Origin of the sequence: Sporocytophaga sp., assembly GCF_017745095.1 — a bacterium.
Lineage (GTDB): Bacteria > Bacteroidota > Bacteroidia > Cytophagales > Cytophagaceae > Sporocytophaga.
Map to the genome: position 1 here is coordinate 234,267 of NZ_JAGHZZ010000002.1, position 16,433 is coordinate 250,699.

At 34.5% G+C, this 16,433-nt stretch carries 17 protein-coding genes; 3 read left to right on the top strand and 14 right to left on the bottom strand.

The window, feature by feature from the left end; all coding sequences use genetic code 11:
* Positions 1–4: 4 nt before the first annotated feature.
* Positions 5–568, bottom strand: coding sequence for an elongation factor P (gene efp / locus J7604_RS03790; protein WP_293891279.1), 564 nt, complete (start codon positions 566–568; stop codon positions 5–7).
* Positions 569–982: 414 nt separating this feature from the next.
* On the opposite strand from efp, the gene J7604_RS03795 reads away from it, so the two are divergent.
* Positions 983–1,378 carry a hypothetical protein gene (locus J7604_RS03795; RefSeq protein WP_293891282.1) on the top strand — a complete coding sequence of 132 codons (396 nt, stop codon included), beginning with the start codon at positions 983–985 and terminating at the stop codon, positions 1,376–1,378.
* A 7-nt stretch (positions 1,379–1,385) separates the two neighbouring features.
* Positions 1,386–2,489: a monodechloroaminopyrrolnitrin synthase PrnB family protein gene (locus tag J7604_RS03800; protein WP_293891285.1), complete on the top strand. Its 1,104-nt coding sequence runs from the start codon at positions 1,386–1,388 to the stop codon at positions 2,487–2,489.
* A gap of 81 nt (positions 2,490–2,570) precedes the next feature.
* Here J7604_RS03800 and J7604_RS03805 read toward each other — a convergent pair whose 3' ends face one another.
* The 4 genes from J7604_RS03805 to J7604_RS03820 form a co-directional block, all read right to left on the bottom strand.
* A complete protein-coding gene (locus J7604_RS03805; protein WP_293891288.1) occupies positions 2,571–3,830 on the bottom strand; it encodes a hybrid sensor histidine kinase/response regulator in 1,260 nt (419 codons plus the stop codon).
* Between the two features lie 138 nt (positions 3,831–3,968).
* Complete coding sequence (locus J7604_RS03810) at positions 3,969–4,793, bottom strand: protein-glutamate O-methyltransferase CheR (protein ID WP_293891291.1); 825 nt, start codon at positions 4,791–4,793, stop codon at positions 3,969–3,971.
* Positions 4,794–4,802: 9 nt separating this feature from the next.
* Complete coding sequence (locus tag J7604_RS03815) at positions 4,803–8,270, bottom strand: response regulator (RefSeq protein ID WP_293891294.1); 3,468 nt, start codon at positions 8,268–8,270, stop codon at positions 4,803–4,805.
* Between the two features lie 217 nt (positions 8,271–8,487).
* Positions 8,488–9,120, bottom strand: a complete 633-nt coding sequence (locus J7604_RS03820; RefSeq protein ID WP_293891297.1) for a DUF4241 domain-containing protein — start codon at positions 9,118–9,120, stop codon at positions 8,488–8,490.
* A 153-nt stretch (positions 9,121–9,273) separates the two neighbouring features.
* Here J7604_RS03820 and J7604_RS03825 point away from each other — a divergent pair, with 153 nt between their 5' ends.
* Positions 9,274–9,627: a hypothetical protein gene (locus J7604_RS03825; protein WP_293891300.1), complete on the top strand. Its 354-nt coding sequence runs from the start codon at positions 9,274–9,276 to the stop codon at positions 9,625–9,627.
* Between the two features lie 52 nt (positions 9,628–9,679).
* Here the strand turns inward: J7604_RS03825 and J7604_RS03830 are convergent, their stop codons facing one another.
* The 9 genes from J7604_RS03830 to J7604_RS03870 form a co-directional block, all read right to left on the bottom strand.
* Entirely contained in the window at positions 9,680–10,123 is a 444-nt protein-coding gene (locus J7604_RS03830; protein ID WP_293891303.1) for a carboxymuconolactone decarboxylase family protein, read from the bottom strand.
* 54 nt (positions 10,124–10,177) lie between these two features.
* Positions 10,178–11,020, bottom strand: a complete 843-nt coding sequence (locus J7604_RS03835; RefSeq protein ID WP_293891306.1) for a sigma-70 family RNA polymerase sigma factor — start codon at positions 11,018–11,020, stop codon at positions 10,178–10,180.
* A 192-nt stretch (positions 11,021–11,212) separates the two neighbouring features.
* Positions 11,213–11,860, bottom strand: a complete 648-nt coding sequence (locus tag J7604_RS03840; RefSeq protein WP_293891309.1) for a DUF1361 domain-containing protein — start codon at positions 11,858–11,860, stop codon at positions 11,213–11,215.
* A gap of 5 nt (positions 11,861–11,865) precedes the next feature.
* Positions 11,866–12,381: a hypothetical protein gene (locus J7604_RS03845; protein WP_293891312.1), complete on the bottom strand. Its 516-nt coding sequence runs from the start codon at positions 12,379–12,381 to the stop codon at positions 11,866–11,868.
* A 99-nt stretch (positions 12,382–12,480) separates the two neighbouring features.
* Positions 12,481–13,914, bottom strand: coding sequence for a DUF4173 domain-containing protein (locus tag J7604_RS03850; RefSeq protein ID WP_293891314.1), 1,434 nt, complete (start codon positions 13,912–13,914; stop codon positions 12,481–12,483).
* Positions 13,915–14,082: 168 nt separating this feature from the next.
* Complete coding sequence (locus J7604_RS03855; protein WP_293891317.1) at positions 14,083–14,208, bottom strand: hypothetical protein; 126 nt, start codon at positions 14,206–14,208, stop codon at positions 14,083–14,085.
* Between the two features lie 100 nt (positions 14,209–14,308).
* The gene (locus tag J7604_RS03860; RefSeq protein WP_293891320.1) at positions 14,309–14,617 is read right to left on the bottom strand and encodes a transcriptional regulator; all 309 of its coding nucleotides are present in this window, start codon (positions 14,615–14,617) and stop codon (positions 14,309–14,311) included.
* Positions 14,614–15,225, bottom strand: a complete 612-nt coding sequence (locus J7604_RS03865) for a hypothetical protein (RefSeq protein WP_293891323.1) — start codon at positions 15,223–15,225, stop codon at positions 14,614–14,616. Before J7604_RS03865 ends, J7604_RS03860 begins: the two co-directional genes overlap by 4 nt.
* Before the next feature lie 553 nt (positions 15,226–15,778).
* Positions 15,779–16,429 carry a response regulator transcription factor gene (locus J7604_RS03870; protein ID WP_293891326.1) on the bottom strand — a complete coding sequence of 217 codons (651 nt, stop codon included), beginning with the start codon at positions 16,427–16,429 and terminating at the stop codon, positions 15,779–15,781.
* Between the last annotated feature and the right edge of the window lie 4 nt (positions 16,430–16,433).

Genomic DNA, 16,433 nt, shown 5'->3' on the forward strand with positions numbered 1-16,433 from the left:
GAATTTACTTCACTCTTTCCACATACTCCCCTGTCTCAGCATTAACCTTTATTCTCTCACCAGCTTCAACAAACAATGGTACCTGAACGGTCGCACCTGTTTCAACCGTTGCTGGCTTCAATGCTCTTGTTGATGTATCTCCCTTTAATCCCGGCTCTGTATAAGTCACTTCCAATTCAACATGTGTTGGAGGCTCAGCATATACAGGAATATCATTATCATCAAACTTTACAAGAACAATGGTATTTTCTTTTAGAAACTTAAGAGAGTCACCAAACAACACCATTGGTACAGGTAGTTGTTCGAATGTCTCAGGATGCATGCAGACCAGAGAATCACCTTCCTGATACAGATATTGCAATTCGCGGGTTTCCACTCTTACCAGTTCAATTTTTTCTCCCGAGCGGAATCTGATTTCACTTTGTTTGCCGGTTTTGACATTGCGACTTTTTACAGTATAAATCGCATTACCTTTTCCCGGCGTAATGTGAGTATAATCCGTAACCATCACCAATTCACCGTTATATCTCAAAAATGCGCCTTTGGAAATATCCGAAGTAGTAGCCATATTTTTTTATTTTTAAGTTAAAGCAAATTCAAAGCTACGACCATTGATCCATTCAACAAAAAATCTTTTAAACTATGTTGTGTAGTCTCCATAAATTTCCTTGCAAAAGGATTTTTCAACGCAATTTGATGTTAAGGACACGTTAAATTTTAATTTTCCAATATTTTAAACCACTGGTGTTTCAACACACAACCGCTTGATTGTCATAAATTTTCATAAAAAGCATTTTTTCAATAAATGGTAGGAAGAAATAAAAAAGCCTAAAACTATACTTCAGTAGACAAAAATAAGTTTCAAATAGACGAAACTTACATTATCTTGGAACCGTAAAATTATTCAATTTGAATACAAAACATCAAAAATTGTACTTTTCAAATAAAGATAATTTAATTTTCAACTCAAAGAGTATCAAAAATGGTTACAACAAAAGTATTTCAGGAAGCTTACTGCGAAGTTTTGGAAGGTTCTAATGGCATTATCTACGCAAGATGGAGTGGATTCTTAAAGCCTGAACAAGTTAAAAATGGCTGTTCAAAAATTACAGAACATGCTAAAAACAATAAGATTACAGTTCACTTGAGTGACCACAGAAATCTAAAAGTTCTTTCGAAAGAGGTACAGGAATATCTTGCAAAAGAGTGGTTTCCTGAAGTAGAAAAGATCGGCATGAAAAAAATTGCTGCACTGGTAGCACCTGATTTGTTCGCAAAGGCAACTGTTGATAAGGTAAACAAAGATGCCCATGTCGGAAATCTTGTAATAAGAACTTTTGAAAGCGAAGACGAATGTATTAAATGGCTCTTAAGCTGATAAAACGATGACCCCGGAAACATTAAAATCCCCCCTACTATCCGAAGGAAGTAAATGGAAAAAGATAAGTCAGGAAATTGACAAACTTGATCCAATACAAATTGACAGGCTAGTTCCTTTCATTCATAAGCTCAACAGAGAAAAGAATGTGCAGGCACTTGCCGAAATTTTATACAAACATTTACCTTACCCGGAAAGGCTTGAAAGATTCACTTACAATGAATCGATTGCCTGCATGAGGGATATTGGAATATTTCTGGGGTCATTAAAAAAACACGGTACAGAACCAGTAGAAATAATACCTGAGTTGGATTATGTATTGGATGTACTAAGTGACAAAACCAATTTACCTCCAAGAGACACGCTTTTTCATTATACAATATGGAACCCTTCAGGTCTCCGTGTAAGGACCTATACAGGTCTTAGCGACGAGATCCATCTTATCGAAAGCGTTAAGATGTCGATGTTCCCACTAGTCGATGCGATCTATAATTTAATAGAATTGCATCAAACGCCATTGAACAGCCCTGCTTTTGAAGAGCTTTGCAATGTAGCAGAAGAAAACCTTTCAGGAATGATCAATGGAATCGTTTATGCAAAGCGTAATGTTTCTCCTGCTGTTTTTGCGAATGAATTAAGATTTTATTTTGACCCGATTTCATTATACAGAAGAGAATTTATAGGTCCTGGAGCTGTAGAAATGCCGCTCTTCGTATTTGACCATCTTCTTTGGAGCTCTGAAACTACTGATGAAGAATATGTGAAATTTAAGGTAACATACCTTCCATTTAATCAGCCGGATATAAGAGATATTTATTATAACTACGATAACCAGCCTTCACTTGCATCAAAAGCGATTGAAGCATTGAAAAAAAATCCTACCTATTGCCCTCAAACTTCAAAATCTGCAAGAGCTTTACTTGCTTTGTGCAACAGATTAAAAAGCTTTAGAATGCCTCATAAAAAACTAGCGGAAGAATCTTATGCACAGCAAAAAGACAGAAGTCATGGAAGCGGAGGATATTCTACTGATATCCTGAGTCATATCATTTCACTTAACCTGAAAACAATTGCTGATATTGAGCTTGCGATCGCCAGATATGGAAGATAACAAAAATTAATATAATATTATTTTACAACCAGCGTATGAAAAAACCACCCGGATTCTTTATTCTTCGGGTGGTTTATCTTTTTACTTTACAAGATTTTCATATTCCAGAGGAAAAAGTATTTTAAACTCACTTCCCTTTCCTTTTTCACTCTTAACTTCTATACAGGCATCATATCTTTCAAGCATTTTTTTAAGATTATAGAGTCCCAGACCTGTGCCTTCTGCGTCCTCATCATTATGAAGTCTGCTGAAAACTTTGAACAATTTAGATTGTTCTTCTTCCGTCATGCCAACACCATTATCTCTTACAGTCAAAACTTTATAATTTTCAGTAATCAGAAAATTAATCTTAATTGAAGGTAGCCTATCCGGATGCTTATACTTGATTGAATTTGAAATAAGATTAAAGAGAACGCTCTTAAAACAAGTTCTGTTAAAATTAAAATCAATTGTGCCATCAATATCAGAACTGATGGTAGCATTGTGGGTTTTGATTAATTGTGAAATACTGATCTTCACTTCTTCAAGCACTTCGGAACAATTGACAGGCTCTATGGTTCCATTATCCAGCTGCTGGCTTCGGATAATACTTATCAAACCATCAATTGTGTCGCGCATCTGCCCAGTCGAGATATCAATCATATCTATGATATTGAAACAACTAAGACCTTCGATATCCAGTTCTTCTCTTAAAGCAGCTACTAGTCCTTCGAGATTTGCAACAGGCAATTTAAGATCATGAGAAGCTATGTAAACAAACTGATCAAGGTCTTTATTCAATGCCAGCAACTTTTCATTGTATTTTCTCAATTGCTCTTCAGCAATCATCCTTTTATTAATTTCAACTTTTAATTCTTCATTACTTTGTCTTAAATCAACAGTTCTGCGTTGAACTATTTCTTCCAGATTTTTGTAGGCCCTCTCCAATCTTTTCTGTTCAAGATAAATGGAGATAAAAGAGTTTACCTTAGATCTTGTAATAAAAGGATCCAACGGTTTGAATAAATAGTCCACTGCACCTTTACTATAGCCTTCTGCCACGTATTTGCTTTCATGTGTAAGTGCTGTGACAAAAATAATAGGGATGCTCTGAGTTGTTTTCTTTTGTTTCAGAATAGTAGCGACTTCGTAGCCATCCATACCAGGCATCTGAACATCCATCATAATAAGCGCTAAGTCCGTTTTATAAGCAATTTTCAAGGCTTCATTTCCAGAAGTTGCTCTCAGGAAATTTATGCTTACACCCTCTTGAATCAGCAGATTTTCAAGGCTATAGATATTTTCATCTCTATCATCTACAATAAGGATATTAACAGGTATGTCATTATTCTCTAGACTCATCTTAATTTGCGGTAAAAATTGAAATGATCAATTAGGAACCTTTAAAATTATTTTTCTTTAAAATGGATTTAAGATTCTGGAAAAGCTTAATCAACAATATCATTACAATATTGTTCTGAATGCGGTTCAACTTTGTAGTTAATTAATTCTTCTATATATCTTTTCTTTATGATCTATTACCTGAAAATATTTTTCAATTTTGCTGAACCTTAGTGATTCCTTGTTACCCAGAGCAAGAAAACCAAATACTGGAAGACTTTCCATGAATAACTCCAACACTTTTTCCTGTAATTCTTTTTGAAAATATATCAGTACATTGCGACAAACAATGAGGTTAAACTCATTAAATGATCCGTCGTGTACAAGATTATGAATTGAAAACAGAAAGTTTTTACTTAATTCAGAATCCATAATGGCTCTGTTATATCTCGCATGATAGTAGTCAGAAAGAGAATATAAACCTCCAGCATCAATATAATTCCTGGAATATTCTTTCATGCAGGATATAGGATAAATACCCTCCTTTGCTGTCTGCAACACTTTACCATTAATATCTGTCGCATAAATCCTTGATTTTTCCAAAACAGATTCTTCTCTAAAAAGCATTGCAAGCGAATATGTCTCTTCACCTGTTGAGCACCCCGCATCCCACACTCTTACATAGGGATATGTCTTCAGATATGGCACTACATTTTTCCTGAGAGAAAGATAAAACGAAGGATCTCTGAACATCTCTGTTACATTCACTGTAACCTCTTCCAAAAAAGATTCAAAATACTCACTATCTGCAAGTATCCTGATTTTCAGTTCACGCAATGATTCCAGGCTTTCATTAATCATAAACCTGCTAATACGCCTGTACATTGAAGCCTTGGAGTATCCGGCAAAATCATAACTATATCGCTCCAGAATTGACATGAGCAAATCCTGATATTCTTCATCTCCTATTTCTATGGGTCCCATCACCGACAATTAACTTTTATATAACCACACACGCATCAGAGATAATAATTTAGGTAACTCTATAGGTTTTGATATATAATCTGAAACACCCGCTGCAATGCATTTTTCCTTATCGCCTGTCATTGCTTTTGCTGTAATTGCAATAATAGGAAGGTTACGATATTCAGGTTTAGATCTGATAGATTTAGTAGCATCAATTCCATCCATCTCAGGCATCATAATATCCATTAATATAATATCAGTGTCCGGATTTGCATCCAGTTCATCAATTGCTTGCCTTCCATCATAAGCCACCACTACATGCATCCCTTGATCTTCCAATACATTGGTCAGAGAATATATATTGCGCATATCATCATCGGCAATTAGTACTTTTTTATCTTTCAGCAACATATCTCTCTGTATAATTGAAGACCTCGATGACTTCTCTATGCTTGCCCCCATATTGTGCATAAAGAGTTTAACTTCTTCCAAAAGTCTTGTATATGAATACTCTGTCTTAATAATTATAGTATCTGCATATCTCTTGAATTTAGCTTCTTCATCTATCGAAAGATCTTTTCCTGAATAAATAATGACAGGCATTCCTTTTAGATCTTTATCCTTTTTTATAAACTCTAGCAGATCATATCCATTGTAATCTGGAAGTTTTATATCTAATATGATTCCATCGTACCTTTCCTTCTTCAAAAGGTCAAGAGCTTCAGCTCCATTAAAGGCATTATCGGATTCGATGCCCTGAGATTTTAAAAGGTCCTTTACAGCCAGGCTCTCATTTTCATTATCTTCCACAATCAACACCTTCATTATATCCCTGTCGATGCTGACACTAATTTTGTTGAATGCTTTATCAAGGGACTCAAGAGCTATAGGCTTTGGTATAAAATTTTCCTGTCCCATTTGGTTATGATAGGCTTCCTTATCATATGCAGACATCATGTGTACAGGAATATTTTTTAACAAAGGATTATGCTTAAGTCTTTTAAGTACATCCCATCCATTGGTATCCGGCAACTGCACATCGAGCAGTATGGCAGCGAAATTATTATCCTGCGCAAGCGCAATTACTTCATTTCCATTATGAGTAACGGTGACATCATAACCTTTACTTTTAGCATAGTCTTCAAGAATCTTGGAGAAGTAAATATCATCTTCTACAATCAAGATACTCTTCGACGAATTTCCGGTAGGAATATTTTTTGAAACTGGTAATACTTTGGATACTGGAGCATATTTCTCTGGGGCTAATACAGCTTCTTCCAGATTGGTTTCATCAGCTCTCTCCGGAAGGTATAATGTGAATTTACTTCCGTTACCAACTGTACTTTCAACTTGAATTTCCCCACCTAGCAAAACTGCTATATCTCTGCTGATGGTAAGTCCAAGACCAGAGCCTCCGTATTTCCTGGTTGTGGAAGGATCTGCCTGTTGAAAGGCCTCAAATATAAGATCCAGCTTATCCGGAGGAATTCCGATACCAGTATCTTTTACGACGAAGGCTACCATCTTTTTAGTATTCAAATCAGGATTCAAAAATTTCTTATTAGACTCAGTAACCGGCTTTATAACGTATTCAACAATTCCATTATCTGGAGTGAATTTAAAAGCATTAGATAATAGATTCTTGAGCACCTGTTCCACTCTGAATTTGTCAGTGTAAATAAAATCAGGAAGGCCCTTTTCAATAGAGGATTTAAAATTTACATTTTTCTCTCTTGCAAGCTCTCTGAACTGATCATCCATTTTAAACTCATACGGTCTGAAATCTCCTAATTCAAGTTTTACTTTTCCAGACTCTACTTTTGCCAAATCAAGAATTTGATTGATGAGCTTAAGCAAGTCATTACCTGATCGCTCAATAATTCCGGCTTGTTCAACTTCTTTACTGCTTAATGATTTGTTTTTATTGTCTTTTAAAAGTCCTGAAAGTATTAAGATACTATTCAGTGGAGTCCTTAACTCATGAGACATGTTGGCAAGGAAATCTGATTTATATTTACTAATTACCTCTACCTGATTCATTTTTAATTGTAATGCCTGTCTTGCATCCTCAAGCGCTTTATTTTTTGAATTAATAGCCTCATACTGTAATTCAAGCTCTGCATTCTTTTCTTGAAGTTCTTCTTCACTCGCTCTTAACTCTTCGTCAGAAGCCTGTAACTTATCTCTTTGCTCTCTCAACTCATCATTCATAGTCCGTAGTTCTTCCTGTTGTGTCTCCAGCTCCTCTGCCTGATTTTGTGTTTCTGACAACAACTCGAAAGTCCTCATCTCTGATCTTACTCCATTTATAAAAATGGATATTGTACTTCCTATCTTGTAAATAAACTGGAGATCAAGTTCACTGAATTTTTCTTTGCTCAACAGCTCAACTATTGCAACAGTTTTTTCAGAATGATAAAACGGCACTATTAAGATCTCTGCAACCTCAAATACTGCAAGGCCTGTATTGATCTTTATATTTTTAACCGACACATCATTAATCAACTGAACCTTTTTCTGTAAAACACATTGCCCAAGCAGGCCTTCTCCAGGATAAAATTTCTTTGGAACATCCATACTTTTCTCCAAGGCATAAGTGTCTGCAAGATGAAAACTGCCATCTTCCTGTGCCAAATAAATTACTCCTGATTGAGCCCTCATAAATTCTGTCAGGAATGTCAATACCTTTTTGCTCAATACATCTAAATCTCGTTCGCCTCTTAGCAAATCATTAATCCTGCTATTTGCCTCCAACAAGTAATTCTGGTTATAAACTTCATTTCTATTTTTAATCAATTCCTCATTGGAATCCTCAAGACGACTATTAAGAGCTTTTAATTCCTCCTGAACAATTTCTCTGTTTTTAATATCTCTGTTTATAAAATAAAATGAAACTCCCGCCAAAACAATAGCAATGAGAGAAGAGACTATAATAACGATCGGTGATAACCTGTAATACTTATTGACAGCTGCAATCCTGGTTTTAAGTAGTCTCTGCTCTTCATTCCGCATATTTGTATACATAGTACGAATCTCATCCATCAATTTCTTACCAACAACCATATCACTGTAGCTGATTTGCGTCTTGTCCTTTCTGAATTTCTCCAATACCTCAGCCAGCCTGTCAAAGCGCTGATCCAACAGCCTTTCCAATGTATCTATTGATCTCCTTTGGTATTCATTATCAGCAGTAAGTTCCTTCAACTTAGCTAAATTAACTTTTACTTTGCTTTCCGCATTTCGGTATGGTTCCAGAAATTGCTCGTCTTCTGTAAGAAGATACCCTCTCTGGCCAGTCTCCGCTGCCCTCAACTGAGAAATAGTTGATTCTATATTGAAGAGTACTTCATTTGTATGATCTACCCAAGATGACTGCTCTATCAGTTTTAAAATTGTATAAAATGAGAGTGATGAAGACAATATCAGTAGGACAATAGAGAATCCTAAACCCAGTCTTATCTTTTTATTAAGACCAAATTTTTCAAAAGGCAACATATTCAATTAATTTAAATTAACACAAGCCTGTAATAGCTATTGATTCTACTATTACAACTCTAAAAGTAAAACTGAATACAACAATTTAAAAATGTATATGTTTAAAGAACTGAATATAAATTTTATTCTATTCATTTAGGGCGTATGCTATCGATTGGACAACTCTCTAGCTATCAAAAATATAAAAACACACATGTGGAAATATTCCACAAAAAAATTATCTACTCCATTCTAATAGATTGAAGTCGGTAACGAGTCTGCAAATTCTCCCAGCATTATCAAAGCCGACATAAGACTGATATATATCATCTCCATATCCGGTAGTAAATATGGCGATAGTCTCTTCCTTTGATTTCCACATGTACCAGGTTCTCGTGTCTTTATAAACTTCATCCATTTGATCAAAAATTTCCTCGTGGTATTCCTTATTTTTGTTAGCATAATATTCATATGCTTCCAATGCAGAAAGATCCATAAAACAACCAAGACCTGAATCTACTGCATATCCGAATATTTCCCCTTCCTGCAATTCTTCCATGTGCTGACCTTCAAGCAGCGCGAATTCCCAGCGGATCGGCTTCTCTTCTGAAAATTTTATTCTGGCAAATGCTATACGTTCATCTGTTTCAATATCTGCAATTGCTAGTTCCACCGGAAAACTCCCTATAGGAAACAAATTAACAAACGCATCCACCTCTTCTGTATTTAAGGGATCACACGTCAGGATCTTTCCAGTGGAGACATTTATATTTCCCATATCCTGACATTGAAATGAGTAGTTAATACCTTCTTCAATAATAGAATATCCCTTACTAAAACTGTCTTCAAGAAAAGATGGATAGGTAATCATATAGTATTCAAAAATGATGAAGTAACAAAAGTACTACTAAAGAAGGATATTATTCCATATAAATTTTGCTATGTGGAAAACAACCTGAGTATTAACGCGTAAATATTTGCGATTTCAGAGAATATTATTAATTTTTCATTAAAAGATAAACCTATGAAAATAAGACCTATACTGTTTAGCTTAATAATTATAGCCTTGTTAAGCTCCTTTACCATGCATGTGTTGAAAACCAGTCTGAAAGTAACAGTACGCAATGACCTGGGTAATTTGGAAAACGAAGCTTCTGTAAGCCTCTATAAAACTAAAGAAGATTATGAAAAAAGTGTAAATCCAGTAGATACTCAAGTAACTGATGAAAAAGGAAACGCTGTATTTGAAAATCTGGAATCTGTGATTTACTACGTAGGTGCAGAAAAGGGTGATAAAAATAATTTCGGAGCTGGTGAAAAAACTGAAAAACTGGTAGAAAACAGACAGAATAAAGTAACCATTATAATTTCGGAATGATGCAGATGAGACAAAGCAGCCTTACTTCAAAGCTGCTTTGTCTCAATTAAATTCAAATCAGTTCAGGAGACAGCCGAGTCGCGACTGCTATTCTGTTCCACCCATTAATAGAGACAATAGTCATAATCAGCTGTGCAATAAAGTTTCCATCAAAATATTTTTCAGCTTCTCTATAAACCTCGTCAGAGACTCCATTATTAGCTATTAGTGTCACTTCTTCTGTGAGTGCAAGTACGACCCTTTCTTCCGGTGTAAAAAAAGGTGTTTCTCTCCAAGCAGATAAAGCATAAATACGCTGCTCTGTTTCACCTTCCAATCGGGCATCCTTAGTATGCATTTGTATACAAAACGCACATCTGTTTATCTGAGAAGCTCTGATTTTAATCAGACTTTTGTAAGTCTTTGAAATATTGGTAGAAGAAAGATATTTTTCTACTCCGTACATTGCCTGATAGGCATTTGGCTCCAGGTCTTTGATTTTGATTCTGCTTTCCATAAGAACATTCATTTTCCCAATAGACAGAACCAATCTGATTTTGTGACAAAAAATTTAATTTTTATTAAAAAATATTTTTTCAGGATTTCTGATCAAGAATATATCATCGATCCCATCATTAACAATTTCAGGATATAAAACAGAATGAAATTCTCCATTTAATTCAATCTTTATACCAGCCTTTCCATTCATGTATATTTTATTAAACTTAAATTCTCCTCTCTCGCTTTTAAATATTCCCTGAAAAAACTTCATAATATTTGTAACTCCATAAATAGGATTAATTGCTGCCGCAGCTTTGCCACCACCATCTGAATAAAGGATTGCATCATTCTTTAGAAGCTCTGTGAGCCTATTAAAATCCTTACTGTCAATCGCCTCTATAAAAGCTTTAAACAACTCCTTCTGCTCTTCCTTGATCTTGTATTGTTCAAATGTGTTTTTCTTAAGCTTCAGGCTAGCCCGGTGATATAGCTGTCTGGCATTCTCCTGACTTGTCACTAGCAGCTCTGATATTTGCTGATAAGAATAACCGATCAACTCTCTGAGCACAATCACAGCGCGTTCATATGGATTGAGCTTTTCCAGAATTACTAAAAAAGCATAATCTATAGTTTTGTCATCAGAAGGATCAATTTCTGTTAATATTGGTTCTGGCAACCATATACCTTTGTAAGCTTCTCTTTCCTGTTGTATCTTTTTTAAAGTATCTATTGCCTTGTTAACTGCTATTTTACTCAGATATGATCTAACATCTCTGATCTTATCATGTTCCAGCCCAAGCCATTTTTCATAAGTATCTTGTACAATGTCTTCAGCTGTTTGTATATCTCCTAGTATATTATAGGCTATTACAAATAAATATTTATGGTATTGAGTAAAACTTGCTTGAGTCATCTTTTTAAGAACAGATATTTCATACATCAATAACTTTCATTATTGATGTATGAAATAAATTAACAGGTCTTAATTTAACTAGGATTAATCGTTTTAAAAAATATCTATGTTAATCATTTCAATAGAAGTTACGGTGAAGTAATTGATTATAATGATTAACAGGATTTTCAATGGTCAATGATTATTCAGGGTTTATATATTTTCTTTTTTGGTTAAAAGAATATACACAATAAAATAGGATGCAATCATAAAAGAGGTAAAAACCCCCGTAACCAGGATTGCTTTAACTCTGAACATATTAACTACTATATCATTAAATAACAGGCCTGACTTTGTTAAAATATCCCAGCTATTCCATCTTAGAAATCTTCCAAGGTAAATTCCGTAAGAGCATAAGATCGATACAATACAAATGAAGAACCAGGAAAACCTTCCTCCCGAATATTTCATAAAATGCTGATGCACATAAAAAAGACTGACCAGCCCACTTATCAGTCCTGTAAATGCAAAAGAAAACAATATCAATGCATCAAACCACATGGGGATAATTGCTCTTTCTTTTAGGTGAACTATATCGGTAATCAGATATGGTGCATTCGGGAAAAACAAAAGCCAGACAATACCAAGGATGATAAAAGAAAGTATATTAATTGATTTTTTATCATTCAGAGTACTGATTATAAAAGACAATATTAATGGAATCACTGCCAGAAGCCAGTTCCAGATCAGAAATAAAAAACTATGACTTCCGGAAATATGAATTCTAAGTGCAAGTAACATAAAACAAAATACAGATAGTAAAACAATTCCTGCTACTATCTCTTTCTTACTGCTATTCATAGTATTCAGGCCGTTTGATAAATTTGCAAATTTTCTATTTTGATAATCCTTCTGATAAACTTATCACAATATAATAAAGGAATGATTCCAATTGCGCCAAACATACAGTCTATCACTCTCCAATAAAAAGGTATGCCTCTGATTTCTCCTGCTATGAATGCCAGAGGAAAGACAGCAATACATGCAATCATGCCAAAATGAATTACCCAGATGTTTTTGACCGGATCCCTTAAAGGTCCGATAAATACAATGGCAATTACTATATGAGCAAATGCCAACCAATCTGTCCCATATGCAAGAAATGGATGGCGACTATTCATATCATTTAAACCTGTATAGACCTTATCGATCCATGCATATATTGGATTGTCCGGTTTAAGTATTTCCTGTGTCAGATCTTTTAGAAAAAACAGTTCCGTCTCCAATGGGAATGCAGTAAGGCCACTTAAGACTAAGCCAGCTATAAAGAAGCTTATCAAAACTCTTACTCTTGTTCTTAGTTTTAAAGATTCAGTTTTCATTGTTATACTATTTTAGTTTACGACTCAATAACTTCTTTGTCCTAAGCCCTTCTCACAACTAAGAGAAGGGCTTTAAAAATTGGACTAAAAAATCCCAGGTTAATTTTCCATCGATTTTAATTTGTGGTAAATATCATTATCATCCATATTCCAGGATTGCCAATCGCGATTTTCAAATTCTTTTATAAAAGCTTTTTTCCTTATATCAAGAGCGATAAGCATACTCTTATTATCTTTCATCTGATGAGGATTTTCCCTACAATAGGAAATCAAGTCAGGCAAGACTATGTCAGAGAGGGATTCATTGTAAACGAGGTCTGTTTTAGCTGCAATACCTGAAAGATTGTATTTCACTATCAGCATATCCCAATTCCATAGGCATGATAACAATAATACAGCATAGCCAACCCAAGCATTTTTTCTAAATAAAAACCAGTTACTTTTTGCTGATACAATTTTTATAAATGTTGTCAACAGCCCGGCCAATGTCATAATCAGGTAGATGTACACACCAATTCTTTTGTATGTTAATCCATGCTCATCGATATAATGAAAATTTTTGATGCCACAGGTAACTACCAATATGGTGTTTTGAATAATCCATAGAACGGCAAGTGTCTTGATTGCAGTATTGCTTTCATAAAAATTCAAAGATCCTCTGAAATAAAACAAGATAATAGCAATTGCAATAACAATGGAAAGTATTAATGAATTGATCCCCTGATGTACTACCTGAGAATAATGAAACCCTTCAGGAAATTTTTTAATAACTGACAAAGAATATACATCAACAATATTTACTATCAGTAGCAATAGATTCAACATCACAAATAATACTATACCTGAAATATTTTCATTATTAATATTCAACAAAGGCTTTGAGAAAGTAGATTCATCATTAATAAGTCTATCAGGAGAAGTAATATCCTTATATACGAGAGAAAGGATATCCATCTGATTGAAATAGCCATAAAGCAGCACAAATCCTATAATTGTAAAACTAATAAGTCCCCATGAAAGAAAATCAAATCTTATATTGGCAACTAATTCATCAAAATATGGATTAGCACTTCTGTAGATAAAGAAGAATATCAATGTAACAATAACAGGAATCACTGTTACAAATAGTAAACTGTAAGACTGAGGTGCTCTCTCTTCTTTCCTTTCACTGCGTTCGAAGAACCTTGCGAAAATATTTATCAGTGAGAAAAAATAACTGTATGCAGAATATAGTAGCGCAAAAATCAAGGAAGAATCTTTTCTTATTGAAAAACTGGCAGCCATGCTTAATGAGATGATATTGGCAAACACAGGAAGGCCCGTGCCATGCAATAAGGCCATAGCTCCACTAACCAATGCTCCTGTAGAGGATATAAGCCAAAGTCCATTGGAAAACAAATTATTGTCTTTCAATGCCATCAAGAAAGTTATCACAACTGAAAATAAGAATATGTTGATACCCGAAGTTTGATCATAAAACAGGTAACTATAGATTAGCGTCGCTATTACAATTATTATATCGTTCTTTTTCATATATATTTTAGGTTTTAATTTTTTACATCTCACATCTTTATTTTGATGTTACCTTAGGTACCTTCTGAGATCCCTTTTAATGCTGACTGGATGCCCATTACTTCTTTGAGCAAATAAGTTACATGTAGTTCCTTTATTAGCACATAGCAATTCCTTTTGCTGTAGTGGTCACTCATCGATGAGGTCAATCTCTTCTCCATGTTCATCCTGAATTATTGTTTGATCAATATAAGACAGACAGGAAACAAGTGTCGACAATCCAAGAGGATGGTATAAAGAATATGTAACAGGCATCCCTCAAGGACTTTTAGTTTCATTTAGTGTTGGTAATATAAATTCTACTTTCATATTTTTAAAAGTACTTTGTATTTCAAAGTTCAAGGATAAAAAAAAACTACTTCAGTTTTTCTTTTGCATTGATAAGGGCTTCTAAAGCATTCAGATGTTCTTTAAATGCATTTTTTCCTTCTTTAGAAGCTCCATAAGATGTATTAGGTTTTTTACCTATAAATGATTTTCTCACTTCTATATATTTTATTTTCTCAAGCGCATTAAGGTGACTTGCCAGATTTCCGTCAGTTACATCAAGGGTTTCTTTCAAGGCATTAAAATCCACCCAGTCATTGACCATCAGAACAGACATTATACCTAGGCGGATTCTGTTTTCAAATGCTTTATTTAAATTTGTTATTAGACCTTTCACTTCTCGTATTTGAAATACATAACCACTCCATATACTATGTGCAATACGCCAAAGCCCACTGCCCAAAAAAGTATACCGTATCCGATAAATATTGTGGCTAATATACCTAATATAATTTCACAATAACCAAGATTGCGGATATCATTCAATGTAAAATTACTTCCATTAAGCAAAGCTAAACCATAGAAGATTAATGTACCAGGAGCAATGAGACCAACTACACCATAGTATAATAATGCAAGACAGAAGAAACCTCCGGTTGCTAATGGCACTGCTACACTGATGATCAACCTTTTGCTTGTTGAGTCCCAAATGCGCAGGCCTTTCTTCCTAGTTTGTCTAATGGTAAAAAACAATCCTGATCCAATTGCCAGCAGAATCACAAGGAATGCATCCATAAAAAGAAAGATATAAATTTCCTCTACAGACATCCATACTCTCCCGCTCTTTAGTCCCTCTATTAATATATATGCAAATCCCGCTCCCAACAATGCAAATATACCAGCAAATACTCCGGAAAGGCCACTGAGAGAGATAAATCTCGAAGAGCGCTCCATCAAAGAGCGAATTTCCTTCAGGTCGTTTAAATGATCTAATGTTTCGGACATAAAAGTACTTTGTTTTTCAAAGTTAAAAAATGAAATAGAAAAAGAAAATATTTTGAGGATTTTTTTTCTGAATATCAAAAGTGGCTAAACAACAAAGGGTGATCTAATAGATCACCCTTGTCCCCAAGTAAAAAATTTGCATTACTGGAAAATCTCTGAAGATTTTACATACTGTTTCAGGAATAAGCATCCAAGTTTAATCTCCCTATTAATAACCGGATTCTCTAAAAATTTCCCATTTACAAGTTTGTCAGTCCCCTCAAGAGATTATATTTTAAAAATTAAAATTCTGCGACTATTAAATAAATGACTATCAGAGCATTAATTTATACCAAAAAATAATTAACTGTTACTCTGTCACAAATATGATAAAGAAGTAAAAGTTTGGCTATCCCGTAAACTGGTATTTTTTTTCTCTACCGGTTTACGGGATAATATTTTTAACTATCCTTTAAAAAATATGATTTTTCTAATGAAGCTTGCAATAATAGGAAATGATTTTTCGGATCAGCTCAAAAGTGAGCCGCAAGGATACTTCAATTGAGGAAAGGAATTAATCAATAAGATTATTCTGAATACAATACTTGATAAGTCCTACGGTATTTTTCACACCCAATTTCAATATGATATTCTTTCTATGTGTATCAACAGTGCCAGTACTGATAAATAATTTCTCAGCTATGGTGTTATTGGAACATTCCTGAACGATTAGTTTTAATATCTCTAATTCTCTTTTTGTTAATACATTGTCAATGCTGGAAGACTTTAAACTAAAGGCAGGCATAAGATCTTTGGTATTTTTGGCGCCGCTTGAAAAGAGTTCTTTACTAATATACATTTCTCCCTGAGATGCCATTTTAATTGCGGTAAGAAATACTTCCTTCCCTTCGCTTTTATAAAGGTAGCCATGAATACCATATTTAAGCAGCTTGGTATAATATCGGGTCCCGTGGTACATTGTCAGTATTATGACTTTCAGGTTTGGATATTTTTCACGGATTTCCTTTGTAAGAGCGACGATATCAGTATCAGGCATATTGATATCAAGGAGAATGATATCAATACTTTTGCTAGCAAGTACAGAGAGTACCTCTGCCCCGTTTAGTGCCTGGCCAGAGATTTCTATCCCAGGTTCGTTTTTCATTAAACTTGATAACCCGTCAATAAATAACTGGTGATCATCGGCAATTAAGATCTTTATCATAGAT

What these genes read in the sequence shown, in the direction of transcription:
- J7604_RS03805 (WP_293891288.1), bottom strand. Translation starts at nt 3,830, where the DNA reads ATGAGTCTAGAGAATAATGACATACCTGTTAATATCCTTATTGTAGAT.
- J7604_RS03835 (WP_293891306.1), bottom strand. Translation starts at nt 11,020, where the DNA reads ATGACTCAAGCAAGTTTTACTCAATACCATAAATATTTATTTGTAATA.
- J7604_RS03810 (WP_293891291.1), bottom strand. Translation starts at nt 4,793, where the DNA reads ATGGGACCCATAGAAATAGGAGATGAAGAATATCAGGATTTGCTCATG.
- J7604_RS03870 (WP_293891326.1), bottom strand. Translation starts at nt 16,429, where the DNA reads ATGATAAAGATCTTAATTGCCGATGATCACCAGTTATTTATTGACGGG.
- J7604_RS03850 (WP_293891314.1), bottom strand. Translation starts at nt 13,914, where the DNA reads ATGAAAAAGAACGATATAATAATTGTAATAGCGACGCTAATCTATAGT.
- J7604_RS03825 (WP_293891300.1), top strand. Translation starts at nt 9,274, where the DNA reads ATGAAAATAAGACCTATACTGTTTAGCTTAATAATTATAGCCTTGTTA.
- efp (WP_293891279.1), bottom strand. Translation starts at nt 568, where the DNA reads ATGGCTACTACTTCGGATATTTCCAAAGGCGCATTTTTGAGATATAAC.
- J7604_RS03855 (WP_293891317.1), bottom strand. Translation starts at nt 14,208, where the DNA reads ATGCCTGTTACATATTCTTTATACCATCCTCTTGGATTGTCGACACTT.
- J7604_RS03800 (WP_293891285.1), top strand. Translation starts at nt 1,386, where the DNA reads ATGACCCCGGAAACATTAAAATCCCCCCTACTATCCGAAGGAAGTAAA.
- J7604_RS03820 (WP_293891297.1), bottom strand. Translation starts at nt 9,120, where the DNA reads ATGATTACCTATCCATCTTTTCTTGAAGACAGTTTTAGTAAGGGATAT.
- J7604_RS03845 (WP_293891312.1), bottom strand. Translation starts at nt 12,381, where the DNA reads ATGAAAACTGAATCTTTAAAACTAAGAACAAGAGTAAGAGTTTTGATA.
- J7604_RS03830 (WP_293891303.1), bottom strand. Translation starts at nt 10,123, where the DNA reads ATGGAAAGCAGAATCAAAATCAAAGACCTGGAGCCAAATGCCTATCAG.
- J7604_RS03840 (WP_293891309.1), bottom strand. Translation starts at nt 11,860, where the DNA reads ATGAATAGCAGTAAGAAAGAGATAGTAGCAGGAATTGTTTTACTATCT.
- J7604_RS03795 (WP_293891282.1), top strand. Translation starts at nt 983, where the DNA reads ATGGTTACAACAAAAGTATTTCAGGAAGCTTACTGCGAAGTTTTGGAA.
- J7604_RS03815 (WP_293891294.1), bottom strand. Translation starts at nt 8,270, where the DNA reads ATGTTGCCTTTTGAAAAATTTGGTCTTAATAAAAAGATAAGACTGGGT.
- J7604_RS03865 (WP_293891323.1), bottom strand. Translation starts at nt 15,225, where the DNA reads ATGTCCGAAACATTAGATCATTTAAACGACCTGAAGGAAATTCGCTCT.